The sequence below is a fragment of the Pseudomonas sp. NFACC25 genome (assembly GCF_900100935.1).
In the GTDB taxonomy this organism is placed as follows: Bacteria; Pseudomonadota; Gammaproteobacteria; order Pseudomonadales; family Pseudomonadaceae; genus Aquipseudomonas; species Aquipseudomonas marginalis.
Map to the genome: position 1 here is coordinate 318,657 of NZ_FMUC01000007.1, position 24,300 is coordinate 342,956.

The following is a 24,300-nucleotide window of genomic DNA, read 5'->3' on the forward strand; positions in this document are numbered from 1 at the left end:
GGCGCTGGGTCTTCTAGCGATAGCCCCGCGCCTGAACGTCGAACAGCTCGGCATAACGTCCACCCGCAGCCATCAGCTGGTTATGGCTGCCCTCCTCCAGAATCTGCCCGCGTTCCAACACAATAATGTGATCCGCACTGCGCACACTGGAAAAACGGTGGGAAATCAGCAGGGTCATGCGGCCCCTGGCATGCTCACGGAAGTGCTCGAACACCGCCGCTTCAGCCCCGGCATCCAGCGCGGCAGTGGGTTCATCGAGGATCAGCAGATCGGCATCCTGACGCATGTACGCCCGCGACAAGGCCACTTTCTGCCACTGCCCCCCGGACAGTTCCTGGCCTCCAAACCAGCGTCCCAGCTGGGTTGAATAGGTATGGCTCAAGCGCTCGATAAATTCCGCCGCCACGCCTTGAGTGGCAGCGCTGCGCCAGCGGGCCTGGTCGTCCAGGGCATCGACGTCCCCCACGCCGAGGTTCTCGCCGACACTCATCTGGTAGCGGATGTAGTCCTGGAAAATAACGCCGATGCGCTGGCGCAGGGTGTGTTCGTCCCATTCCTGCAGGTCGCTGCCATCCAGCAGGATGCGGCCTTCATCCGGGGTATACAGACGGGTCAGCAGTTTGATCAGGCTGGTCTTGCCGGAACCATTTTCACCCACCAGGGCCAGGCTTTTCCCCGGTGCCAGGTGCAGGCTGATATTGCGCAGCGCGGCGGATCCGGCGCCTGGGTAGGTGAACCCCACCTGCTCGCAGCGCAAGCCATCGCCAGGGCGCGCGCCCTCGGTGAGCCGGCCGCGCGGCGTGATCACGGGGGTTTCAAGGTATTCATACAGGTCCGAGAGGAACAGGCTGTCGTCGTACAGCCCGGCAATGGCGCTGAGGCTGGCGGTGATTGCGGCCTGCCCCTGCTTGAACAGCACGATGTACATGGTCATCTGGCCCAGGCTCGTCTGGCCACGCACGGTGTCGAGTACCACCCAGGCGTAGGCCAGGTAAAACGCTGCGGTGCCCAGCAGGCCCAATGCAAAGCCCCAGGCGTCGCGGCGCAGCGTCAATTGGCGGTCCTCCGTATACAAGCGCTGAGCGTTGTCGCGATAGCGCTGGAGGAACAGCGGTGCCAGGCCAAACAGCTTGACCTCCTTGGCATGGGACTCGTGGGAGAGCAAGGATTCCAGGTAGTTCTGCCGGCGCGTCTCCGGTGCACGCCGGTGGAACAGGCGGAACGCATTGCCGGAAAAATGCGTCTCGGCGAAGAACACCGGCAACGCACCGACCACCAGAATCAACAGGGCCCACGGCGAAAAGTGCACCAGCAGGACAGCAAAGCTGACCAGCGAAATGAGGTTCTGCACCAACCCCAGTCCTTTGGTGACCAGGCTCAGCGGGCGCGTCGAAGCCCCCTGGCGCACGCGCACCAGCTTGTCGTAGAACTCGGCGTCTTCAAATTGCAGCAGCGAAAGGGTCTGGGCTTTCTCCAGGACCATCAGGTTGACCTTCACGCCCAGCTTCACCCGCAACAGCGACTGCTGCATCGACAGCGCCCGTTGCGCCGCCGCCAACAAAGCCAGCACACCGGCCTCGGCCAGCACGTAGCGCATCACCGGCCACACGGGGGCCTGGCTGCCGGCCGCATGAACCTGCATGGCGTGGACCACGCCATCAACGATGCGCTGTCCAATCCAGGCGGCCAGTGCGGGCAGCAGTCCGGCGACAATCGTCGCCAGCAACAGCCCCGTGAACAGTGGCCGCGAGGTTTCCCACACCAGCCCCAGTGCCCTGCGCGCCTGGGTCGAAAACGCGCTCAATCGATTGAACAGCACCATGAATGGCACGGACTCCTTGAGGGGGGTGAAATCAGGCCGGACGGCCGAGAGCCATGGAGATGGGCAGGTCACTGCGCCACTCGCTCCCGGATCCAGGCGCGCCCCGGATTATGACAGGCCGTGACACCAGAACCACGCGTATTCATCGATGTTCTTCCCAGGCGCGTCGTCGCCAGTGGTTGGCGTGACGTCTTTTGACTCGATGGCGGTTGGGCGCCCGACCTTAGGTCAAGTCCTGACGCCCCGCGCGGCCCAGCGACCAGCCAAAGTTCATGCCCGCCGCCGCCAGCAGGATCGCGCCTGCGCCCATCACCTGCAGGGTGCTGAGGGGATGGGCGAAGGCTACCCAGTCGACCAGGATGGCAACAATCGGATAGATGAACGACAGCGCCCCGACCAGTGCCGTGGGGATTTTCTGGATGGCGCTGTACAACAGGGTCGACATCAGCCCGGTATGGACCACCCCGATAATGATCAGGTAAGTCCAGGCGCCCTTGAGCGTTTCGCCCCCAGTGAAGTCCACGAACGGTGCCAGCACCAGCACGCCGACCACCATCTGGATCAGCACGATCAGGTGCGCGGGCAAATCCTTGAGACGCTTGGTGATCGCCGCCGCCACGGCATAGAAGAAGGCTGAAGCCAGGGCCAGGCAGACACCCAGCACGTAGTCGGCACCGGTGGCCTGCCCACGGCCCTTTGCGGACACAATCAGCATCAGCCCGGCGAAGGCCAACAGCAGCCAGCCGACCTTGGCGATGCTGAGGCGTTCGGCAAAAAACAGCACACCCAGGCCAACCAGCATGAACGGCTGAACGTGGTAGACCACCGTGGCAATGGCAATGGAGGAATGGGTGTAGGCACCGAACAGCAGCACCCAGTTGAGGACCAACGCCACCCCGCCCAGGCACACCAGAAGGAATTGCCGGGCAGTGATCCGGGAGCGACGCAGCACCCCAAGCGCCAGGCACGCGACCAGCATCGCCAGGGCGCCGAACAGGCAACGCCAGAACACCACCGCCTCCGGGCCCTGCCCCGACATGACGACGAACCAGCCGACTGTGCCGGAGATGACCATGGCCGAGATCATTTCGAGCGTCCCACGGGTTTGCGACTTCATCACTCACGGCTTCCTTGCTATCGACATCACCATGGCCCAAACCACCGTTCGCGGAGAAATAGGCTGGCAAATACAACTTTATAATGAACGTATGGCCGATATACTGAACATGGCACCCAAGAGCGTCAACCCATTTAAGGATGGTTTATAAAACAAATGACCGATATAACGAACGACCTGCCGAAAAATAAACCCAGTCGAATCGATCTGCTGGCGCTGTCAATCAAGCGCGAGCGCCTGGCCGCCGGGCTTTCCTTGACCGAGCTGGCGAAGCGCGCCGGGCTAGCGAAGTCGACCTTGTCTCAATTGGAGTCGGGCATCGGTAACCCCAGCATCGAAACCTTGTGGTCGCTGGCGATGGCCATGGGCTTGCAAGTCACCCGGTTCTTCGAGCAACCCCGGCAGGCCCTGCGGGTGATTCGCGCCAACGAGGGCATGACCGCCTATGCCGAGACGGCCCATTACGCAGCGACCCTGCTTGCCGATTGCCCGGCTGGCGTACAGCGCGACATCTACCGACTCAAGGTGCAGCCCGGCGAAGTTCGTCTGTCTCAGCCTCACCCGCAGGGCACCGTAGAGCATGTGGTGCTGTGCAGTGGCAGTGCACGTATCGGCCCGGCGAGTGGCCCGGTGTTGCTCAACGCCGGCGACTACATCAGCTACCTGGCGAATGTGCCGCATGTGTTCGAGGCACTTGAGGCGGACACCACGGCAGTGATGGTGATCGAGCATTCCTGAGGTGGGAGCACCTTGACGCCTGTCAAATCCGTAGCTGCCGAGCCCTGGCGAGGCTGCGTCGGCCGCGACTCGGGCTTGAATCGGCAGGGGGATCGCTAGCAACTTGACCCTTTCATCTCGTCCATTTTATCGAGCAGGACGCCAATAACCCCCGCCTTTTTTTTGGGGGCCCATCAGTTGCGCGTCAAGAGCGTGTGCGGCGCAACCCCAAACGCCTTGCGAAAAGCATGACTGAAGTGGGAGAAATCGGAAAAACCGAAGTCCAGTGCGGCTTGGGAAACGCTGCGCACCTGGCCGCACTCGATAGCCGCGCGACTGGCATTCAGCCGTTCTTTCCAGATCTCCGCGACCGGGCTTTTCTGATGACGGGCGAATGCACGGGTCACCGTGCGGGTGGACACGTGGTGGGCTTGGGCGATCAGTTCGATCGACAGTTCCCGGTCGCTCAAGTGGTGCTGGATGTAGGTCATTATCCGCGCATACAGATCCAGCTCCTGGTGAGTGGTCTTCAGGTCCTGGAGTTCCAGGCTGATCACGAGCAGGTCGATTATCGTGTTGGAGTAACGATTGCAAATGCCTCCATCCTCCAGAAGCACGGGAGTGTTCGCCATCTGGCGCAGCATCTCGCGCAGCGGCACCACGCCAGGGCGGCGGTCATCCAGCACCATTGCGGTGCATTCCGCCACACGCGGCAACCGCTCGGTCAGCAACTGCCGAGGGATGCGCATCAAGTGGTTTTCGCTCCCCCCCAGGCTGAATCGGAACGGTCGGGTTGCGTCATAAAGGAACAAATTACCCGCACCCAGTGTGGCCTTGCGCCCCTCTTGCTCAAGTTCGCCGTACCCATTGAGGGTAAAGCCCAGCCACAGGTCGTCGGCGGGGCCACTGCGTAAATGCCGCTCGGAACGGACCCAATGGTGCAGCGGGGACGACAGCCTGGAGACATCCAACGCCCCTACGCCGGAGACCTGGAGCGTTCCGTTGAAATCGCTCTGGGTCGAGGGTTTGCTGTCAGCCATAAGACAATGGCGACACACCACTTCTTTCCAGTAATCGAAGCGACGCGGTTGCGAAACGGCAAGGGTGGAATAGTGATTGTTCTGAGCCATGGCACTCACCTTAATGCAACGACTTGAAGCAGCGACACGCTGCCGGTCGATCTTGGAAAGCAAAATTCAGACCACGCCCAGCCCTCTTTATCGCTCCTGAGCCCTGGCATCGGGCATCTGTCTTTTCCAACCAAACGGTTGTCCTGGCGAACAAAGCGAGGCGGTTCGTACCTGCCTGACTATGACCTCACAGCCTGTCCAGCCCGCTACGCCTGAACCTGAAAAAAACAAGGAGCCGCCCATGGAATCTGCGATCGACAAACACCTTAGATGCCCACGGACGTTGTCCCGCCGGGTGCCCGAGGACTACCAGCCGCCCTTCCCTATGTGGGTCGGCCGCGCTGGCGAACAATTGAAGCAGGTAGCGATGGCCTACCTGGGCGTGCAGTTTCGCGGTGAGGCGCAGCGTGAACGTGCCCTTAAAGCCATGCGCGACATCGTCGGCAGCTTCAGCCTGCCCGACGGCCCGCAGACCCACGACTTGACCCATCACACGGACAACAGTGGCTACGACAACCTGATGATCGTCGGCTACTGGAAGGACGCCGCAGCCTATTGCCGCTGGTTGCGATCGCCGCCCGTCAATGACTGGTGGGCATCGCCGGATCGCCTGAACGACGGCCTGGGTTATTTTCGCGAAATCACCGCGCCGCGTGCCGAGCAGTTCGAAACCCTCTATGCGTTCCAGACGCAGTTGCCGGGGGTGGGCGCGATCATGGACACCACCAGCGGCGAGATCGAAGAGCACGGTTACTGGGGCTCGATGCGTGATCGCTTCCCGGCGTCCCAGACCGACTGGATGAGCCCCACGGGCGAACTGAAGGTGGTGCAGGGAGATCCGGCCAAAGGTGGCCGCGTCATCGTCATGGGCCATGACAACATCGCGCTGATTCGCTCCGGCCAGGATTGGGCTGACGCCGAGGCTGACGAGCGTTCACTGTACCTCGACGAAATCTTGCCGACATTGCAGGACGGCATGGATTTCCTGCGCGATAACGGTGCGCCCCTGGGCTGCTACAGCAATCGCTTCGTGCGCAATATCGACCTCGACGGCAACTTCCTCGACATGAGCTACAACATCGGCCACTGGCGCTCGGTCGAGAAACTGGAACGCTGGGCGGAATCCCATCCCACCCACCTGCGCATCTTTGTCACCTTCTTCCGTGTGGCGGCCGGCCTGGTGAAGTTGCGGCTGTACCACGAAGTGTCGGTCTCGGACGCCAAGAGCCAGCTGTTCGAGTACATCAACTGCCACCCGCAGACCGGCATGTTGCGTGATGCAGGTGTCGCGCAAAGCTGACACCCGGCACCGCCCCATTCGTCCCGATTATTTTTTGGCCCTCATCTCTAGCGCATGGGGTCGGGGCCACTTTTTGACAGGCATCTGACCATGAAGTGGCACCGCGCTGAGCTGTCCTGTTCAGCCAAGCGAGTGTCCTGTTCAACCAAGCCGCAGTGGCAAAAGAGGCCTAATTTGTTCTCCATTACGACCCGGAATGATCCGACCCCGAAAGTGCTGGAAGTGTTTGAACAGCCTCAAGTCTTCCCGCCGATCATCGATGACATCAAGGAAAATCATGGCCATTATTCGACCCACGCTTGATCAACTGCAGGACCTCGCCACCCAGTTGCACATGCAGCTGACGCCAGAGCAGGCTGCGCAGTACCTGGACCTGATGCAACCGAGTTTCGACGCGTACGACCTGGTCGATGAGCTGCCTGATTTCGTTCCGCCCGTACGCTACGAACGCAGTTCGGGCTATCGGCCCTCGGACAAGGAAAACCCGTTGAACGCCTGGTACTACCGGGCTGAAGTGAACGGGGCCCGGGAGGGCCTGCTGGCCGGCAAAACCGTCGCGCTGAAAGACAACATCGCCCTGGCAGGCGTGCCGCTGATGAATGGCGCCGCGCCCCTGGCCGGTTTCGTACCGTCATTCGACGCCACTGTGGTCACGCGTCTGCTGGATGCCGGGGCGACGATCCTGGGCAAGGCCACCTGTGAGCATTACTGTTTGTCCGGCGGCAGTCACACCTCAGACCCTGCCCCCGTGCACAACCCCCATCGTCACGGTTATGCCGCCGGTGGATCTTCATCGGGCAGTGCGGCGTTGGTCGCGGCCGGAGAGGTGGACATGGCCGTTGGCGGTGATCAAGGCGGGTCCATCCGAATCCCGTCGTCCTTCTGCGGCACCTACGGCATGAAGCCGACCCACGGCCTGGTGCCCTACTCCGGGGTCATGGCGATTGAAGCCACGATCGACCATGTCGGCCCCATTACCGCCAACGTGCGCGACAACGCGCTGATGCTGCAAGCCATGGCCGGCGCGGATGGGCTTGACCCGCGCCAGGCTGCGCCGCAAGTCGACGACTATCACAGCTACCTGACGAGGGGCGTGCGCGGGCTCAAAATCGGTGTGTTGCAAGAGGGCTTCGCACTGGCCAACCAGGACCCTCGTGTCACCGAGAAAGTGCGTGACGCCATCGCCCGTCTCGAGGCGTTGGGCGCACAGGTCGAGGCGGTGTCCGTTCCCGAGCACAACCTGGCGGGCTCGTTGTGGCACCCCATCGGCTGCGAAGGCTTGACCATGCAGATGATGCATGGCAACGGCGCGGGCTTTAACTGGAAAGGCCTCTACGATGTCGGCCTGCTGGACAAACAGGTCGGCTGGCGCGAGCAGGCCGACCAATTGTCCGCGTCGCTCAAGCTGTGCATGTTCGTCGGCCAGTACGGGCTGAACCACTACAACGGACGTTATTACGCCAAGGCGCAAAACCTCGCGCGCTTTGCCCGGCAGGGCTATGACAAGGCGCTGCAGACCTACGACCTGCTGGTGATGCCGACCACGCCGATCATTGCCCAACCCCATCCACCGACGGATTGCTCGATCACTGAGTACGTGGCGCGCGCGCTGGAGATGATCGGCAACACCGCGCCACAGGACATCACCGGGCATCCCGCCCTGTCGATTCCATGCGGGCGGGTCGACGGCCTGCCCGTCGGGCTGATGCTGGTCGCCAGACACTATGCCGAAGGCACCCTTTACCAGGCTGCGGCGGCGTTTGAAGCCTCCGTGGACTGGCGCACGCTCTGAGCCGTCTACGGGCGCCGCCGGCGCCCGTAGAACAATAAGAAATCCAATGACTTTTACCACCGTGTTGACTGATAGGAGTGACCCCATGAGTACAGCTACTTCAACGCCCGGCGAAAGAGCCTGGGCATTGTTTCAAGTCCTCAAGAGCAAGGAACTCATCCCGGAGGGCTATGTCGAGCAGCTCACGCAATTGATGGAGCACGGCTGGAGCCCCGAGAACGGCGCCCGTGTGGTGGCCAAGGCGTGGGTCGATCCGCAGTTCCGGGCACTGTTGCTCAAGGACGGCACGGCGGCCTGCGCCCAGTTCGGCTACACCGGCCCCCAGGGCGAATACATCGTCGCCCTGGAGGATACGCCGACGCTGAAGAACGTGATTGTCTGCAGCCTGTGCTCCTGCACCAACTGGCCGGTCCTCGGCCTGCCACCGGAGTGGTACAAGGGTTTCGAGTTCCGCGCACGCCTGGTCCGGGAGGGGCGCACGGTACTGCGCGAGCTGGGGACGGAGTTGCCCCGGGACATGGTGGTCAAGGTCTGGGACACCAGCGCCGAAAGCCGCTACCTGGTGCTGCCGGTCAGGCCGGAAGGCTCAGAACACATGAGCGAAGAGCAGCTTCAAGCGCTGGTGACCAAAGACGTGCTGATCGGCGTCGCCCTGCCCCGCGTGGGCTGAAAACAACACCTCATCATCGTTCACTCCCGGAGTTTTGATTATGGATGGCTTTCACGATCTCGGCGGTTTCCAAGGCTTTGGAAAAGTCCCTCACACCATCAACAGCCTGAGCTACAAACAGGTGTTCAAGCAGGACTGGGAGCATCTGGCCTACAGCTTGATGTTCATCGGTGCCGACCACTTGAAAAAGTTCAGCGTGGACGAAGTGCGTCACGCCGTCGAACGCCTGGATGTGCGCCAGCATGTCGGCACCCAGTACTACGAACGCTACGTCATCGCGACCGCCACCCTGCTGGTCGAAACCGGCGTGATCACCCAGGCGGAGCTTGATCAGGCCTTGGGCTCCCACTTCAAGCTGGCGAATCCCGCCCATGCCGAGGGCCGCCCGGCGATCACGGGGCGGCCGCCCTTCGAGGTGGGGGATCGGGTGGTGGTGCGAGACGAATATGTGGCTGGGCACATCCGCATGCCCGCCTACGTGCGCGGCAAGGAAGGCGTGGTCCTGCACCGCACGTCAGAGAAATGGCCGTTCCCCGACGCAATCGGCCATGGCGATGTAAGCGCAGCCCATCAACCCACCTACCACGTCGAGTTCGCCGTGAAGGACCTGTGGGGAGATGCCGCCGATGAGGGTTTTGTGGTGGTCGACCTGTTCGAAAGCTACCTGGACAAGGCCGCCGGCCCGCGCGCGGTGAACCCATGACAGACGGCGCCCAGGCAAGCCGACTGCCGGTGACGGTCCTTTCGGGCTTCCTCGGCGCCGGCAAGACCACCCTGCTCAACCACATCCTGCGCAATCGCGAAGGCCTGCGCGTGGCCGTCATCGTCAATGACATGAGCGAAGTCAATATCGATGCCGAAGAAGTGCAGCGCGATGTCGCGCTGCACCGTGGTCGCGATGAGCTGATCGAGATGAGCAACGGGTGTATCTGCTGCACCCTGCGCGCCGATTTGCTCGAGCAGATCAGTATGCTCGCACGCCAACAGCGTTTCGATTACCTGCTGATTGAATCCACGGGGATCTCCGAGCCGATGCCGGTCGCGGAGACGTTCGCTTTCCTTAACGCTGAGGGTTTCAGCCTCAGCGAACTGGCGCGCCTGGACACCTTGGTGACGGTGGTCGACGGCAGTCGTTTCCAGGAACTGCTCGAATCGCCGCACACCATTGACCAGGATGACGCCACGCCAGACGCACCCAAGCGCCACCTGGCCGATCTGCTGATCGAACAGGTGGAGTACGCCAACGTCATTCTCGTCAACAAGCTGGACCTCATCGATGCTGCGCAGTACCAGGCCGTGCAGGCGATCCTCACGGGGCTTAACCCGACGGCGCGGATCATGCCGATGGCCCACGGTAACATCCCGTCAGCCAGCCTCCTCGGCACCCATCTGTTTGATTTACCCAGCCTCGCGGCGTCGCCGGGCTGGATGCGGAAAATGGAGGCGGCAGACGCGCCGGCCTCCGAGTCGGACACCTATGGCGTGACGTCCTGGGTGTACCGCGAGCGCGCGCCTTTCCACCCGCAGCGGTTGCTCGCCTTTCTCCAGCAGCCCTGGAGCAACGGGCGGTTGCTGCGCAGCAAAGGTTACTTCTGGCTCGCCAGCCGCCACCTGGAAACCGGCCTGCTGGTGCAAAGCGGCAAGCGGTTCCAGTGGGACTATGTCGGGCGCTGGTGGAACTTCATCGAGCCGTCGCAATGGCCCCGGGACGAATACCGGCTGCAGGGCATCAGGGCCAAATGGGACAGCGTGGTCGGCGACTGCCGGCAGGAGTTGGTGTTTATCGGCCAGGGCCTCGACACCGACGCGTTACAGCGCGAGCTCGACCACTGCCTGCTGAGCGCCCAGGAAATCGCCGCCGGCCCACTGGCCTGGCAGGCACTGCCGGGGGCGACCGCCTTTGACCGACAGGCCCTTGCCCGCACCCCCACACAGCCCATGGCGATTGCCCCCATTTGATCCGAGATAGAGGTGCCCCATGCTCTTTTTCAGCCGAACCAGCCGCTGGGTATTGGCTCCGCTTGCCGACAGACTGGATGAGCCTGACCAGGTGAGTACACCGCTGTCGTCGAGCAACCCGTTATTGCGACGCATCCTGGCGGGCGTCGAGACATTGCTGCAAGAGCGGCGAGCCCTGAAAGCACAGACACACGCGCTGGCATTGGAAGCCACCCAATTGACCGAGCACCTGGCCCGCCGCGACGCGCTTTTACAGGAGCAGGAGGCGCGCTGGGCACTTATCGCCCAAGGCGCAGGTGAACTGTTTTGGGAACTGCAACCGGCAGGTATGGCTGCACCCGCACCGGAGTGGGCCATGAGGTGGACAGGGTCCGCGTCGATGCCGACCCAAGGTATTGATCAACTTGGCCGCTGGAACGAGCACCTGCACGCGACGGACCGGCAACGCCTGTTCGACGCGCTGGCCCGGCACCTGGCTGATCGCAGCGGGCGAACGCCCTTTGCGCTGGACGTACGCATGGCCCTTGCATCAGACGGTGACTATCGTTGGTGCAGGATCAGCGGTGTGGCGCGCCGGGATGCGCAAGGGGTACCGGTCGCCATCGGCGGAAGCCTGCGTGACATTCATGAACAGCGCCTGCACGAAGAGTCACTCGAACTGGCGGCCACACGCTTCGAGATTTCCCGTGAAATGCTCCATGACGGGCTCTGGGACATTGAGGTGGTGGCGGGTGACCCGGCGAACCCGAACAACACCATCTGGTGGTCTTCGCAAATGCGGCGACTGCTGGGGTACACCACGGTTGAGGAATTTCCCAACACATTGGAAAGCTGGACCTCACGCTTGCATCCAGACGACAGCGCACGGGCAATCGCGGCGTTTGTCGCCCACGTCGAAGACCACAGCGGTAAAACACCCTTTGATGTCGATTATCGGCTCAAGCACAGCAGTGGCAATTACCGCTGGTTTCGCGGCCGTGGGCAGACGCGACGCGCAGAGGACGGCTCCCCGCAAAGGGTGGTGGGTGCCATCACCGATATCCATGCCCACCATGAAGAAAACAGCATGCGTGAGGCTCAGGAACACCAGCACCGAGTGATGCAGGAGACCCTGCGCAAGCTGACGCACATTGTCGCTACCATCCAGGGCATCGCCAGCCAGACCAACCTGTTGGCCTTGAACGCCGCCATTGAAGCCGCCCGCGCTGGCGACGCCGGACGCGGGTTCGCGGTGGTCGCCGATGAAGTTCGCAAGCTGGCGACCCGCACCAGCCAGGCGACCCAGCAAGCGGCCGACATGATGGACAGCTAGCGCCACCGCGCCGAGTCGTGAGCAGCGCAACTATTGGCCGTACAAACCCAACAATAAGAACCAGGTATCGTTATGCGTGATTATCAAGCTGTGGCCACATCCTTCAATTACCAACAGACCGCCGAACTGGCTTTGCAAGGTGACCTGACTGCCCTGAACGCCTGCGTCGAATGCTGCGACCGGCACGCCCACGACGACGCCGTGGCGTTGTATTGCGAAGCACAGGATGGCAGCGCCGCCCAATACACATTCAGCCAATTGCAGGCCAGCGCCGCCCGCTTCGGCCATTTCTTGCGTGAGCAAGGGGTAAAACCGGGCGACCGCGTCGCCGGCCTGATGCCGCGCACGGTTGAACTGCTGATTGCCATCTTGGGGACCTGGCGGGTGGGCGCGGTCTATCAACCGCTCTTCACCGCATTTGGTCCCAAGGCGATCGAGCAACGATTGGGCTGCTCCAACGCGCGCTGGATCGTGACGGATGCGCAGAACCGTCCCAAGCTGGATGAGATCGGCAACTGCCCAAGCGTGATCGTAACCGGCGGGGGCCCGCAGAACCCCAGCGATTATCCGTTCTGGAGCATCCTGGACGGCCAAGACGTCGAGTGCGAACCGGTACTGCTGGACGCCAGCGCGCCATTCCTGTTGATGTGCACATCGGGTACCACGGGGCCGGCCAAGCCTCTGGAAGTGCCGTTGCGCGCCATTCTCGCCTTCAAGGGTTATATACGCGACTCCATTGGCCTGCAGCAGGACGACCGCTTCTGGAACCTGGCCGATCCCGGCTGGGCCTATGGCCTGTATTACGCGGTGACCGGCCCGCTGGCCTGTGGTCATGCCACGCTGTTCTACAACGGCCCTTTTACGGTGGAGAGTACGTGCCGAGTCATTGCCAAGTACGCCGTCAGCAATCTGGCCGGCTCCCCGACGGCCTATCGCCTGTTGATTGCCGAGGGGGCAGCGTTCGCCGACGCCGTGCGCGGCCGCCTGCGTGCCGTCAGCAGTGCCGGCGAGCCGCTCAACCCACACGTGATCCGCTGGTTTGCCGAGCAACTCGGCGTGACCATTCACGATCATTACGGCCAGACGGAAATCGGCATGGTGTTGTGCAATCACCATGGTTTGCGTCACCCGGTCCGTGAGGGCTCGGCGGGTTATGCGGTGCCCGGCTACCGCATCGTCGTACTGGACGACGCGCATCGGGAATTGCCGGCGGGTCAGCCGGGCGTCCTGGCGGTGGATCGCGAACGCTCGCCCCTGTGCTGGTTCGACGGCTACCTGGGTATGCCCACCCGGGCCTTTGTGGGGCGCTATTACCTCAGCGGCGACAGTGTGGAGCTGAATGACGACGGCAGTATCAGCTTCGTCGGCCGCAACGATGATGTGATCACCACGTCCGGCTACCGCGTCGGGCCGTTCGACGTCGAGAGCGCGCTGATCGAACACCCGGCGGTGATCGAGGCGGCGGTGATCGGCAAGCCCGACCCGCAACGCACCGAGCTGATCAAAGCCTTTGTCGTGCTCGACAGCCAGTACCAGCCCAGCGCCGAGCTGGCCGAAGTACTGCGCCTGCATGTACGGCAGCGCCTGGCCGCCCATGCCTATCCCCGGGAAGTGGAGTTCGTCGAGCAACTCCCCAAGACCCCCAGTGGCAAGTTGCAGCGCTTTATCCTGCGCAATCAGGAAATTGCCCGGCAGCAGGCGCCCGGGACATGAACCCGTGGCCGGCGTGCCGGAGCACCAGGCGTGCGCGCAATACGGGGCAAAGCGTGTGCTGAACCGATCAGACTTCCAGCGCAAAGCCTCGGAGTTATTCAAGGAGCGCAGTTTCAACCAGGTCAGCATGCGTGAACTCGCCGCCCATGTCGGCATAAGCCCGGGGGCGATCTATCACCATGTGGAAAGCAAGGAGGCGCTGCTTTACGAACTGCTGATGGAGCTGTATCAAACCCTGCTGTCCCAGGTGCACGGCATCAAGAATCGCCGATTGGCGCCCGACCAACGCCTGGCCCAACTGATCGACTGTCACCTTCAATTGCATGAACACATGACCGGACACTTCAAGCTGGCGGTCATGGACGCCAATTGCCTGGGCGACTCGATGCAGGCAAGCGTCCAGCGCCTGAGGCGTGCCTATGAGTCGGAAATAATGGATCTGATCGGCCAGGCAGGCCATCCACCGGGCGGGCCGTTGCGCGAGGGCGCGCTCACGGCCATTTTGCCCATGCTGAACAGTCTACCCACCTGGTTAAGCCCGATGCTCGATAACGCTCAGCGTCGAACGATTACGAAGACCATCGCCTGTGCGGTGTTACAGGCCATTGATTCCCTGCCCTGAGCCCACCATGACCCATACTGAAACCCCAGGCTGGCCCGAGGCGGATTGCCGGAGCGCCTTATCAATCAGCACAGAACCCCGAACCGTCAGCGCCGCTGGTGCATGGATTGCAGAATCGCCGCCGAGATCTGCTCAAGGGGCACCTCACGCTCCACCGCACCGAGCTTGAACGCCTCCTTGGGCATGCCATACACCACGCAGGACTCCTCGTCCTGGCCCAGGGTGCGGGCGCCGTTGTCGTGCATTTCCTTCAGGCCCCGGGCGCCGTCGTCGCCCATCCCCGTCATGATGATCCCCAGTGCGTTACCGCCGGCACTGCGGGCCACCGAACGAAACAGCACATCAACGGAAGGTCGATGCCGGCTGACCGGAGGTCCGTCGACAATTTCCACCAGGTATTGGGCGCCGCTGCGCTTGAGCACCATGTGCCGGCCACCGGGGGCAATCAGTGCACAACCGGGGATAACCCGGTCACCGTTCTTCGCCTCCCTGACCTCGATCTCGCACAATCGATTGAGGCGCTCGGCAAACGCGGCGGTGAAGTGTTCGGGCATGTGCTGCACGATGACGATGCCCGGGCAGACCCTGGGCAAGGCGGTCAACACCAACTCCAGGGCTTGGGTGCCGCCCGTGGACGTCCCAATGGCGACAATGTTCTCGGTGGTGCGCGCCATTGCCTGGGTGCCCGCCGGCAATATGACGTCGGCCGTCAGCCTGGCGGGAGCGCGTTCGCTGGAAGGCACCATGCGCTTCATGTTGGCCCGCGCGGCGGCCTTGACGGCCCCCGCCAATTCATCGGCACTGTCGGTCAGAAACTGGCGCAGGTTGAGTTGTGGCTTGGTCACAATGCTGACCGCGCCGGCCGCCAGTGCCTGCATGGTGGTGGCCGCGCCCTTTTCGGTCAGCGTGGAGCAGATGACCACGGGCGTGGGGTGTTCGGCCATCAACTTCTTGAGGAACGTGATGCCATCCATCCGTGGCATCTCCACGTCCAACACAATCACATCCGGCCATTGCTTGTTCATTTTGTCCATGGCGAACACCGGGTCTGCCGCCGCGCCGATAACCTCGATAGCGGGGTCTTGCCCCAGGGTCGCCGTGAGTACCTGACGCACCACGGCGGAATCATCAATGATCAGCACTTTGATAAGGCTCATGTCGCACGTTCTCCATGAGGGCTCCTGGGGGTTCACTTCAAGGCCAGGTAGTTGAGTTCGATTTCGCCGTTGGCCAGATCGAACACAATGGTCCGATAACCCACGCCTTCCACATGGAAGTGTTGACACCGCAACTGATGCAGGTCGAGCAGGCGCATGGCCTGTTCGACATTGCGCTGGCCGACGTAATCATTGTCCGAGCGCACAAGCCCGGGAAACATGTTTCCACCGCCGAATACGCTGATCCTGAACTCCGTCGGCAGGGCCTTGATCGACTGTATTCGAGCGAGCAACAGTTCAAAGGCTTCGTTGCCGTAGCGACCATCCAGGACGCCCTGTTTGGTCACGGCGCGCTGTGGCAGCAGGTAGTGACACATGCCCCCCAGCAAGCGCCGGGGATGCCAGAACACCAATGCAACACAGGATCCCAGCACCGTACGCAGGCGAATCGCACCCGAGCCGAAAAACCACTCGCCGGGATTCAGGAACACCTCGTTGGGCGGTCGACGGTCAGGCATGCGGCCTCCGGTAGATGGAAGGCTTGACCAGCCGCAGCTGATCGGTGATGCCGTTGAGGCTCTCCGAATGGCTGACCAGAAAGTACCCGCCCGGTTTGAGGTGACTGACCAGGCGCTTGACCACCTGTACTTTGGTGTCGTTGTCAAAATAGATCATCACGTTGCGCAGGAAGATCACATCGAACATCCCCAGCTTCGGCAGCGGGTTATTCAGATTGATCGACTGGAAATCGATCTTCGCCGCCAGCGCCGGGTCGACCATGAAACAACCGTGGTTGGCGCCCACGCCCTTGAGGCAATACTTGTTCAACAGCGCCTCGGGGATGCCGCGTATGCCGTCGAGGGGATAACGCCCAAGGCGGGCTTTTTCCAATACCCGGCTGCTGATGTCCGACGCGACAATCTCCCAGGGCCGGCCGGCGAGGTTGTCCGCCAGGACCATTGCCAGGGTGTAGGGTTCTTCGCCGGTCGAGCAGGCGCCACTCCATATGCGCAACGGCCCGCTGCCCCGCAGCTCGGGCAGCGCGACATCGCGCAGGAAGTCAAAATGCTTGGGCTCACGGAAAAAGTAGGTCTCGTTGGTGGTCAGCATGTCCACCGCGACCTGCAACTCCACGCTGTCCTTCATCAGCACCTTGTAGTAAGCGCCGTAGGTATTGAGCTTGAACACTTGCAGCCGCTTGGCCAGGCGAGCGCTCACCAACTGTTTCTTGGCATCGGACAGGCTGATGCCGGCGATTTGATAGATGAGGTCACGAAACTGCACGAACTCGGCGTCAGAGAGGATCACGTTCATCAGGACATTCCCCCAGCCTGTTCAGGCGATCGAAGGTAGCGAAGACTCAAGGTTGACCAGCGCATCGACCTGTTCCAGGGACAACACGCGACCGATGTCCAGCAACAGCACGAAACCGCTCTCCAGTTTGCCGATGCCCAGTAAAAAGTCGGCCCTGACATCGGTGCCGAAATTCAACGACGGCTCGATGTCCTGGTCGGCGATTTCCAGGACCTCGCTGACCGCATCGACAATGATGCCCACTGGTTTGCGCTGGGCATTGGCCTGCACCTCGATAATCACAACGCAGGTCCTTGGAGTCTGCACCGAGCGTTCGCCGCGAAAGCGCACCCCCAGGTCGAGCACGGGCACCGCCGCGCCACGCAGGTTAATCACCCCACGTATGCTGGGAGGCAGCAACGGCACGCTGGTGATCGGCCCGTATTCGATGATTTCCCGAACGTTGAGCGTGCCCACGGCGAACATCTCCTCCCCCAGCACAAAGGTGAGGTACTGGCTCGGGCTCGAGACGCTGGCATTGCCTGGACTGTCGATGGGTGGGGCCATGATTCACCTCGGGTCACATACGTTTTCGTCTTCATCAGGGGCGCTTCGCACCCCGGCGCTGGGCAAGCCCGCTCACCACAACAGCTCTATCCGCCGGGGAGATACCTAGACAGCGATCAGGCCGGCTATCTCATCGACACACAGCACATGCTCGATCTGCAGGAGCGTGACAAACTCGCCTCGCACCTTGGTCATCCCCCCGATGAAGTCGGTGCGAATGTGATTGCCGAACGCCGGAGCGGGCTTGATATCGATCTCGAGTATCTCGATCACTTCGCTGACCGAGTCCACCACCACCCCCAGGACCTGGGATTCGCCCTCCTTCGCCGCCTCAAGGATGACGATGCAGGTGCGACTGCCCAGTACCGTCGTGCCCTTGCCGAAACGCGCCTTGAGGTCCACGACCGGCACCACCGAGCCGCGCAGGTTGATAACCCCCCGCAGGAATTCCGGCATCATCGGTACGCTGGTCACCTGGTTGTATTCGATGATTTCACGAACGCTCAGGGTATTGACCGCGTACATCTCCTCGGCCGCCAGGAAGGTCAGGTACTGCAAGGGTTCATCCACTGGCGACGCAGCTTCGACAGCGCCCTGCATGCCCGCTGAGGTGCCCATGGGTCAACTCCCGAAGCGGACGAAACCGCCGTCCGAGGAGCGACTGTCCAGGTCCTGGGTGGACATGGCTCGGCTGATCTGGGGCATCGAGACATTGCGCCCGGCACGTTTGCTTTGCACGGTGAAAAACCCCATGAGTTCCTGCAACTGCTCGGCCTGGCCACTCATTTCCTCGGCCGTCGCCGCCAGCTCCTCGGAGGCCGACGCGTTTTGCTGGGTCAGTTGGCTCATCTGCGACATCGCGCTGTTGATTTGTTCGGAACCGATGGATTGTTCTTCCGAGGCAGCCGCAATTTCCTGCACCAGGTCGGAGGTCTTGGCAATCGACGGCACAATCTCGTCCAGCAGGTTGCCCGCCCGTTCGGCCAAGGCCACGCTGTTCTTGGCCACCTCACTGATTTCCTGTGCGGCAATCTGGCTGCGCTCCGCCAGTTTGCGCACTTCGGCCGCGACCACCGCAAAGCCTTTGCCATGCTCGCCGGCCCGTGCCGCTTCGATTGCCGCGTTGAGCGCCAGCAAGTTGGTCTGGTAGGCAATGGAATCGACGATGCCGATTTTTTCGGCAATGGTTTTCATCGCCGCCACGGTGTCCTTCACGGCTCGACCGCCTTCCGAGGCTTCCTTGTTGGCTTTGCCCGCCATGCCATCGGTGACCTTGGCATTTTCGGTGTTCTGGGAAATGGACGCCGACATTTGCTCCATCGACGCCGAGGTCTGTTCGACCGATGCCGCCTGCTCGGAAGCCGACTGGGCCATGCTTTGGGCGGTGGCGGAAATCTCTTCCGAAGCACTCGACAGCGAGTCCGCCGAGCCGCGTACTTCGCCGATGATTTCCGAGAGTTTTTCCACGGTGCCATTGACCGAGTGCTTCAGCTCCAGGAACTTGCCCTGGTAGTCGCCGGTAATGTTGCGGGTCAGGTCGCCGGCGGCCATCGCCGACAGCACCTCCATGGCCTCGGTGATCGGTACGATGATCGCGTCCAGAGAACCGTTGATACCGAGGATGATGCGGCGGAAATCGCCCTGGTGCCGGGCGGCGTCAGGGCGGGTGTCCAGCTTGCCGATCAGCGCACTGTCGCTGATCTCGCTGGTATCTTCCACAAGGGCCAGGATATTGGCGCGCAGTTGCTCGACGTTTTCATTGATAAAGGCTTTCTTGCCGGGGAAACGCTCCAGGGGCGCGGACAAATCCCCTTCGCCGAACGCGCGAATACAGGCCATGGCCTTTTTCTTCACGTTGATATGGCCGTTGACCATGTCATTGATGCCCTGGCCGATATCCCGGTACGAACCCGCGAAGCGCTCGACATCGATCATCACGTCAATGTCACCTTTTTCATGCTCGCTGGACATGTGCTGCATTTCATTGATCAGCGCCAGGATGTTGCTGCGCAACAGCTCGATGTTGTCGTTGATAAAGGCTTTTTTGCCGGGGAATTGTTCCAGGGGCGCAGACAGATCACCGTTACCGAAGGCGCGTATGCAGGCCATGGCTTTTTTCTTCACCGCGATGTGGCCGTTGACCATATCGTTGATGCCCTGGGCCATGGAGCGGTAACTGCCATGAAAGCGGCCGGCATCGATCTGTGCATCGATCTCGCCCTTGTCGTGCTCACTGGACATACGGTCCATCTCCACGATCAAGTCATGCAGGTTCGCGCCCAACTGCTGCATGCTCGCCATCAGGCTGGTGGTGTCTCCGGCCCTGAGCGTCGCCTTGGCATTCAATTCGCCAGCCGATAGGCGTGCCGCATAGGCTTGCACCACGGTAGGTTCCGCCCCGAGCCGGCGCATCAGATTGCGCCCCAGCAAGACGCCGATCAGCAGGGTAGCCACCAGGGTCAGGCCGCTCACCAGCAGGATGAGGGTGCGTGCGTTCTTCTCGGTGGTGGTGGCGAGCACCTGGCCCTTGCGCCCCAGTTCCAGGTTGTATTCACGCAGCTCGCTGATCGCCGTGAGCACGGCGGTCTGCAGGGGCTGGCTGGTCTCGATCAATGCACGGGCCGAGGCCTGGTCACCGTCATCGATGAGCTTGTCGAAGTGGGTCTGCAACGCCGCAAACTCAGTCAAGTGGCCGCGCAGTTGTTTCAACAACGCCGCATCGTGCTCGTCGGAGGTCAACTCGGCCTGATAGCGATCCAGGGCTTTGCCAACGGCGCTGAAATCCTGCGCCACGCTGGCCGCGTAAGCCGGCACGCTGTTTTTGTCGGTCTCGTTCAAGCGTTGCCATTGCAAGGCATGCAGGTCGGTGAAGGCCGCGGCGGCGCGGTCGATCTCCAACAGGCTGGGCACCGTATTGACGTTGGCATAGCTGGCGCTCGTATTGATTTCACCGGCCAGGTACAGGCTGGTGCCACCCAACACGAAGACACCCAGCATGGCTGTGAAAACCAGCAACATGATATTTCTGATAACAGTCATGGCGAGGCACTCCTGATGACGCTTCAATGAGTCGATAAAGGGCTTGGGATCGAACGATGGGGGGTTTCCTTGGCAACCTGTCCTAGCAAATTCGGGATATCCAGGATCAGCGCAACGGCTCCACTTCCGAGGATGGTGAACCCGCCCAGCCCATGGGCATCACCAAACACTTTGCCCAGTGGCTTGATCACGGTTTGGAACTCCCCCTGCAGGCGATCGACCACCAGGCCGGCACGCAAGCCTGCGTATTGCACGACGACCACGTTTTCCCGGTTGCCTCCAGGCTCTTGCACATCAAACATGTCGCGCAGCCGCAGGATCGGCAGCACCTCGCCCCGCAGGTCCAGGTAGCCGGTTTCGGTGCCCCGCTGAGGTGCCAGCTCGATGCACTCCTCCACCATGTTCAGCGGAATCACGTAAGAAGCCTTGCCCACGCCGATCAGGAAACCGTCAATGATCGCCAGCGTCAGCGGCAGGCGGATGCGCACCGTGGTGCCCTGCCCGACTTCGCTCTCGAGGCTGACGCTGCCGCGCAACGCCGTGATATTGCGCTTCACGACGTCCATGCCCACGCCACGGCCGGACAGGTTGCTGACCTGGTCGGCGGTGGAGAATCCCGGCTCGAAAATCAGATTCAGGATGTCCTTGTCCGACGGCTGCTGGGCCTCGCCTACCAGGCCACGCTCACGGGCCTTGGCCAGGATCTTGTCCTTGGCCAGGCCACCGCCGTCGTCGGACACCTCGATCACGATGCTGCCGGATTCGTGATAGGCATTCAGGCGTACCGTGCCCTGGGCCGGCTTGCCCCGCTGGAGGCGCGTCGACGCAGGCTCAATGCCGTGGTCCATGGCATTGCGCACCAAGTGGGTCAGCGGGTCGCCAATGCGTTCGACGACGGTCTTGTCCAGCTCGGTCTCACCGCCGCCGATGTGCAGCACGATGTCCTTGCCCAACTCTTTGGAGACGTCCCGCACCACCCGCTGGAACCGCGTGAAGGTTGCGCCGATCTGCACCATGCGCAGGGTCAGCGCCGAGTCGCGGACTTCCTCGACCAGCCGCGATAACAGGCTGGTGGATTCGATCATCTCGCCAATCCCACTGCGTACCGCCACCAGGTTGGCGCCGGCACCGGCAATGATCAGCTCGCCGACCAGGTTGATCAGCTGGTCCAGCTTGGCGGCATCGACCCGAATCAGATTGCCTTCGTTACTCGCCGCGCTTTTGCCGGCCTTGACCGGCGGCGTTGTCGACTCCTGGACATCAGGCTCGCTGCGCGTTTCGACCGGTGCCTGCTCGGCGTCCTGGGTCACGAGCAAGGCCTGGGCCTCGGTCAATGTGCCGCAACGCACCAGCAGCTCGACCAGCGTGACGTTGTCTTCCGGCAACCCGTCGAGATGGGTCCGACACGCCTGCACCGTGGCATTCGGTGCAAGGATGCGAACCAGCGCGTCCTCGCGGACAAAATCAAAGGCGCCGTCGATGACCTCCAGGGAAGCGTCGCTGGCCAGTGCGAGTTCAAACCCGAGGTAGTTGGTTTCCGGGTCCATGGCGGTCATGGGCGGCAACCCATCGAACAAGGTAACGGTGTGCAGCAAACGCCCCAGCGTGCTCAGGTAACGCAGGAACGCCAAGGGGTCCATGCCATTGCGCAACACATCCGGGCCGAAGCGCAGCGACAAATGCCAATGGCCGGGACTGCCGCCTGGCTCATCCGCCGGCGCCGGCGCTTGAAGGGCCGGCGCCGGGGTCGAGACCGCCGCGTCCAGATACAGCGACAGCCGCTCAATGATAGATTGACCCTGAGCCCGCACTGGTTCGTCCAGGCGATCCAGGTTGCCGTCCTCGGCCAGCAGGTCGATCAATTGGCCAATATGGTCACGGGCGTCGAGGAACAACGCACTCAACGCCTCGTCGACGCGCACTTCCAGGCTGCGCACCCGGTCCAGCACGCTTTCGGCGACATGGGTGAACTCAACGATCGGCATCAAGCCAAACAGGCCGGCCGACCCCTTGATGGTGTGGGCCACGCGGAACAGGCCGTTGATGGTGTCCAGGTCCTGGGGCGACTTCTCGATCTGCAGCAGCGCATCTTCCATTTGCAACAGAAGCTCGCGACTTTCGGCAATGAACGTCTGCAGCACGTCATCCATGTTCATACGCTTACGCTCCGACCGACTGGGTGAAACTCGCATTGGTGAAGTAGTCGTCAAGGCCGCTGAGGCGAAAGGCTTCGCTCACCGTCGAGCTGGGGTTGCTCAGCAACAACTGGGTGCCTTCCTTGAGAGACTCGCGCTTGATGAGGATCAACAGCTGCAAACCGGCACTGTCGAGTTCATCGACACTGGACAGGTCCAACTCCACTTCATGGGCCAGGGGAAACAACGACAACAGCACGTCCTTTTGCTCGGCAGCCGTGTAGATCGTCAGGGGGCCTTCCATGACCTGGATTCGACGTAGCATCGGGACGGCGCTTTTCATGTAAACCTCCTGGCCAGCGGTCGCTGGTCATCGCTATGGCAGGATCAACTTGGAGACGGCGGTCAGCATTTGCGCAGGCTGGAAGGGCTTGACCATCCAGGCCTTGGCGCCGGAGGCCTGGCCTTGCTGCTTCATCGCATCGCTGGCTTCGGTGGTCAGCATGATGACCGGCGTGAACTTGTAGGCCGGCAACAGCTTGGCCGCCTTGACGAAACTGAGGCCATCCATGTTGGGCATGTTCACGTCACTGACAATCAGGTGGATTTTGCGGCCGTCCAGTTTGCTCAGGGCGTCTTTGCCATCACAGCCTTCGATCACGTCGTAACCGGCGCCTTTGAGGGTGATGCTCACCACCTGGCGGATGGAGGCCGAGTCGTCGACGATCAGAATGGTCTTGCTCATCGGAAAAACTCCTCTAGAAAAACGTGATTTCGTTGGCATCGGCCTGGGCAGGCGCCTTACCACCATGAATGGCGTGCTGCTCCGGCATGGTGTAGGCCGTTGACAGCTCCTGCAGCCAACGGTCACTGCTCATTGGCGCCAGGGACTGTCCGCTGAGGCTCGACTCATGACGTTCGTCCAACTGCTGCTGCAACTTGTCCAGGTCGCGGGTAATCAAGGTAAGCATCTGGCTGACGCGGTCCTGGAACTGCAGGGCAACCAGCACCTGGGCAATCTCGTCGGCGACGTTGGCGCTCTGCTGCTGCAGGTCATGGCTGTTGCGCACAATGGTCTGGGCGGTCGTGCGAAAATGTTCGATAACCTCCGACACCACGCGCTCCGAATCGGCGAGGGTCAGGGTGTCTTGTTCGGCGTGGTGGCGGGACATCTGCACCGTGCGGGCGATGGCGGCGTTGACGGTGATCACGGTTTCGCTGATCTTGCGCCCGGTCTCGCCGGACATGCTCGACAACTTGCGCACTTCATCGGCGACCACCGCAAACCCTCGCCCCGCCTCCCCGGCTCGCGCAGCCTCGATAGCCGCGTTGAGGGCAAGCAGGTTGGTTTGACTGGCGATGTCACCGACAAACTTGGCCATCTGCTGAAGCTGCTCGGTGAAGCTCGAGAGCTGCATGACTTCCTTGAGCTCATTCTCCTTATTGGTGAGCGCGGCGCGCAGGGCCATGACGATGGAGTTGAGGTCGGCCTGGCCGACCTCCAGCAAGTCGACCAATTGTTGCGAAGCGTCCTGGCCGCCATTGCTGGAGACGCTGTGGCTGATGTTGGATGACAGCGTGCCAAAACGCTCGCTGAGGCTGAGAATCGAGGTTTCACTGATCGAACGCGCCGCTTCTATCTGCCGCGACCAGATCGGCAGCACGCTGACGCACACCTGTGCCAGGCCGTTATCGACGGCCAGCGCCGGAGCAATGGATGCCTGTTGATCGAGCTGCTGCAGGCCCCTCCACTGCGCCCGGCTCCTGCCGTTTGCCCACAGGCCCATGCCGATACACAACGCCAACACCGCGCCGCCGGCGGCCAGCGCCCCGATGCTGAAGCGCTCGCTCCAGGCAATCGCAAGCCCGCCCAGCAGGCCCGCGAACGCAACCGGAAACAGGGTCAAAGCAGCGGAAGGGGGTGGTGTCGGTGCGCTCACGGTCTGTCTCCCTGT

At 62.0% G+C, this 24,300-nt stretch carries 21 protein-coding genes and 4 pseudogenes; 11 read left to right on the forward strand and 14 right to left on the reverse strand.

The features are described 5' to 3' along the window. Positions 1–13: 13 nt before the first annotated feature. On the reverse strand, positions 14–1,822 hold the full coding sequence (locus BLQ09_RS18200; RefSeq protein ID WP_027605705.1) for an ABC transporter ATP-binding protein: 1,809 nt from the start codon (positions 1,820–1,822) through the stop codon (positions 14–16). A gap of 223 nt (positions 1,823–2,045) precedes the next feature. Continuing rightward, positions 2,046–2,939, reverse strand: coding sequence for a DMT family transporter (locus BLQ09_RS18205; RefSeq protein WP_092358130.1), 894 nt, complete (start codon positions 2,937–2,939; stop codon positions 2,046–2,048). Between the two features lie 156 nt (positions 2,940–3,095). On the opposite strand from BLQ09_RS18205, the gene BLQ09_RS18210 reads away from it, so the two are divergent. Beyond that, complete coding sequence (locus BLQ09_RS18210) at positions 3,096–3,677, forward strand: helix-turn-helix domain-containing protein (RefSeq protein WP_092358132.1); 582 nt, start codon at positions 3,096–3,098, stop codon at positions 3,675–3,677. Between the two features lie 173 nt (positions 3,678–3,850). On the opposite strand, the gene BLQ09_RS18215 is transcribed toward BLQ09_RS18210, so the two are convergent. After that, positions 3,851–4,786 carry an AraC-like ligand-binding domain-containing protein gene (locus tag BLQ09_RS18215; RefSeq protein WP_027605702.1) on the reverse strand — a complete coding sequence of 312 codons (936 nt, stop codon included), beginning with the start codon at positions 4,784–4,786 and terminating at the stop codon, positions 3,851–3,853. Between the two features lie 241 nt (positions 4,787–5,027). Here BLQ09_RS18215 and BLQ09_RS18220 point away from each other — a divergent pair, with 241 nt between their 5' ends. The 10 genes and pseudogenes from BLQ09_RS18220 (at position 5,028) to BLQ09_RS18255 (ending at position 14,154) form a co-directional block, all read left to right on the forward strand. Continuing rightward, positions 5,028–6,086, forward strand: coding sequence for an aliphatic aldoxime dehydratase (locus BLQ09_RS18220; RefSeq protein ID WP_092358134.1), 1,059 nt, complete (start codon positions 5,028–5,030; stop codon positions 6,084–6,086). A 90-nt stretch (positions 6,087–6,176) separates the two neighbouring features. After that, entirely contained in the window at positions 6,177–6,389 is a 213-nt protein-coding gene (locus tag BLQ09_RS31105) for a hypothetical protein (RefSeq protein ID WP_139202126.1), read from the forward strand. Then, complete coding sequence (locus BLQ09_RS18225) at positions 6,364–7,878, forward strand: amidase (protein ID WP_092358136.1); 1,515 nt, start codon at positions 6,364–6,366, stop codon at positions 7,876–7,878. The genes BLQ09_RS31105 and BLQ09_RS18225 overlap by 26 nt, the downstream gene beginning before the upstream one ends. A gap of 85 nt (positions 7,879–7,963) precedes the next feature. Then, positions 7,964–8,548: a nitrile hydratase subunit alpha gene (gene nthA / locus BLQ09_RS18230; RefSeq protein WP_065941365.1), complete on the forward strand. Its 585-nt coding sequence runs from the start codon at positions 7,964–7,966 to the stop codon at positions 8,546–8,548. Positions 8,549–8,588: 40 nt separating this feature from the next. Continuing rightward, positions 8,589–9,251, forward strand: a complete 663-nt coding sequence (gene nthB / locus BLQ09_RS18235; RefSeq protein ID WP_027605698.1) for a nitrile hydratase subunit beta — start codon at positions 8,589–8,591, stop codon at positions 9,249–9,251. Further along, positions 9,248–10,507 (forward strand): GTP-binding protein, encoded by a 1,260-nt coding sequence (locus BLQ09_RS18240; RefSeq protein ID WP_092358138.1) that lies wholly within the window; start codon positions 9,248–9,250, stop codon positions 10,505–10,507. Before nthB ends, BLQ09_RS18240 begins: the two co-directional genes overlap by 4 nt. A 379-nt stretch (positions 10,508–10,886) precedes the next feature. After that, a pseudogene (locus BLQ09_RS31940) lies at positions 10,887–11,540 on the forward strand (PAS domain-containing protein); the annotation flags it as partial. Positions 11,541–11,555: 15 nt separating this feature from the next. Further along, positions 11,556–11,795, forward strand: a pseudogene (locus tag BLQ09_RS31945) (methyl-accepting chemotaxis protein); the annotation flags it as partial. Positions 11,796–11,891: 96 nt separating this feature from the next. Further along, the gene (locus tag BLQ09_RS18250; protein ID WP_092358142.1) at positions 11,892–13,532 is read left to right on the forward strand and encodes an AMP-binding protein; all 1,641 of its coding nucleotides are present in this window, start codon (positions 11,892–11,894) and stop codon (positions 13,530–13,532) included. A 55-nt stretch (positions 13,533–13,587) separates the two neighbouring features. Further along, on the forward strand, positions 13,588–14,154 hold the full coding sequence (locus tag BLQ09_RS18255) for a TetR/AcrR family transcriptional regulator (RefSeq protein ID WP_027605694.1): 567 nt from the start codon (positions 13,588–13,590) through the stop codon (positions 14,152–14,154). 86 nt (positions 14,155–14,240) lie between these two features. Here the strand turns inward: BLQ09_RS18255 and BLQ09_RS18260 are convergent, their stop codons facing one another. From BLQ09_RS18260 to BLQ09_RS18305, 11 genes and pseudogenes are all read right to left on the reverse strand, one after another. Next, complete coding sequence (locus BLQ09_RS18260) at positions 14,241–15,311, reverse strand: protein-glutamate methylesterase/protein-glutamine glutaminase (protein WP_092358144.1); 1,071 nt, start codon at positions 15,309–15,311, stop codon at positions 14,241–14,243. A 32-nt stretch (positions 15,312–15,343) separates the two neighbouring features. Beyond that, positions 15,344–15,829 (reverse strand): chemotaxis protein CheD, encoded by a 486-nt coding sequence (locus BLQ09_RS18265; protein ID WP_092358146.1) that lies wholly within the window; start codon positions 15,827–15,829, stop codon positions 15,344–15,346. Further along, positions 15,822–16,625: a CheR family methyltransferase gene (locus BLQ09_RS18270; RefSeq protein WP_027605691.1), complete on the reverse strand. Its 804-nt coding sequence runs from the start codon at positions 16,623–16,625 to the stop codon at positions 15,822–15,824. The genes BLQ09_RS18265 and BLQ09_RS18270 overlap by 8 nt, the downstream gene beginning before the upstream one ends. A gap of 21 nt (positions 16,626–16,646) precedes the next feature. After that, complete coding sequence (locus BLQ09_RS18275) at positions 16,647–17,171, reverse strand: chemotaxis protein CheW (protein WP_027605690.1); 525 nt, start codon at positions 17,169–17,171, stop codon at positions 16,647–16,649. A gap of 105 nt (positions 17,172–17,276) precedes the next feature. Further along, positions 17,277–17,789, reverse strand: a complete 513-nt coding sequence (locus BLQ09_RS18280) for a chemotaxis protein CheW (protein WP_371263367.1) — start codon at positions 17,787–17,789, stop codon at positions 17,277–17,279. A gap of 123 nt (positions 17,790–17,912) precedes the next feature. Then, positions 17,913–18,890, reverse strand: a pseudogene (locus tag BLQ09_RS31655) (methyl-accepting chemotaxis protein); the annotation flags it as partial. A 69-nt stretch (positions 18,891–18,959) separates the two neighbouring features. After that, positions 18,960–20,210, reverse strand: a pseudogene (locus BLQ09_RS31660) (MCP four helix bundle domain-containing protein); the annotation flags it as partial. A gap of 23 nt (positions 20,211–20,233) precedes the next feature. Continuing rightward, entirely contained in the window at positions 20,234–22,366 is a 2,133-nt protein-coding gene (locus BLQ09_RS18290; protein WP_092358150.1) for a chemotaxis protein CheA, read from the reverse strand. Between the two features lie 4 nt (positions 22,367–22,370). After that, positions 22,371–22,688 (reverse strand): STAS domain-containing protein, encoded by a 318-nt coding sequence (locus tag BLQ09_RS18295; protein ID WP_027605686.1) that lies wholly within the window; start codon positions 22,686–22,688, stop codon positions 22,371–22,373. 33 nt (positions 22,689–22,721) lie between these two features. Beyond that, positions 22,722–23,090 (reverse strand): response regulator, encoded by a 369-nt coding sequence (locus BLQ09_RS18300; protein ID WP_027605685.1) that lies wholly within the window; start codon positions 23,088–23,090, stop codon positions 22,722–22,724. A 13-nt stretch (positions 23,091–23,103) separates the two neighbouring features. After that, positions 23,104–24,132, reverse strand: a complete 1,029-nt coding sequence (locus BLQ09_RS18305; RefSeq protein ID WP_371914530.1) for a methyl-accepting chemotaxis protein — start codon at positions 24,130–24,132, stop codon at positions 23,104–23,106. Positions 24,133–24,300 lie beyond the last annotated feature (168 nt).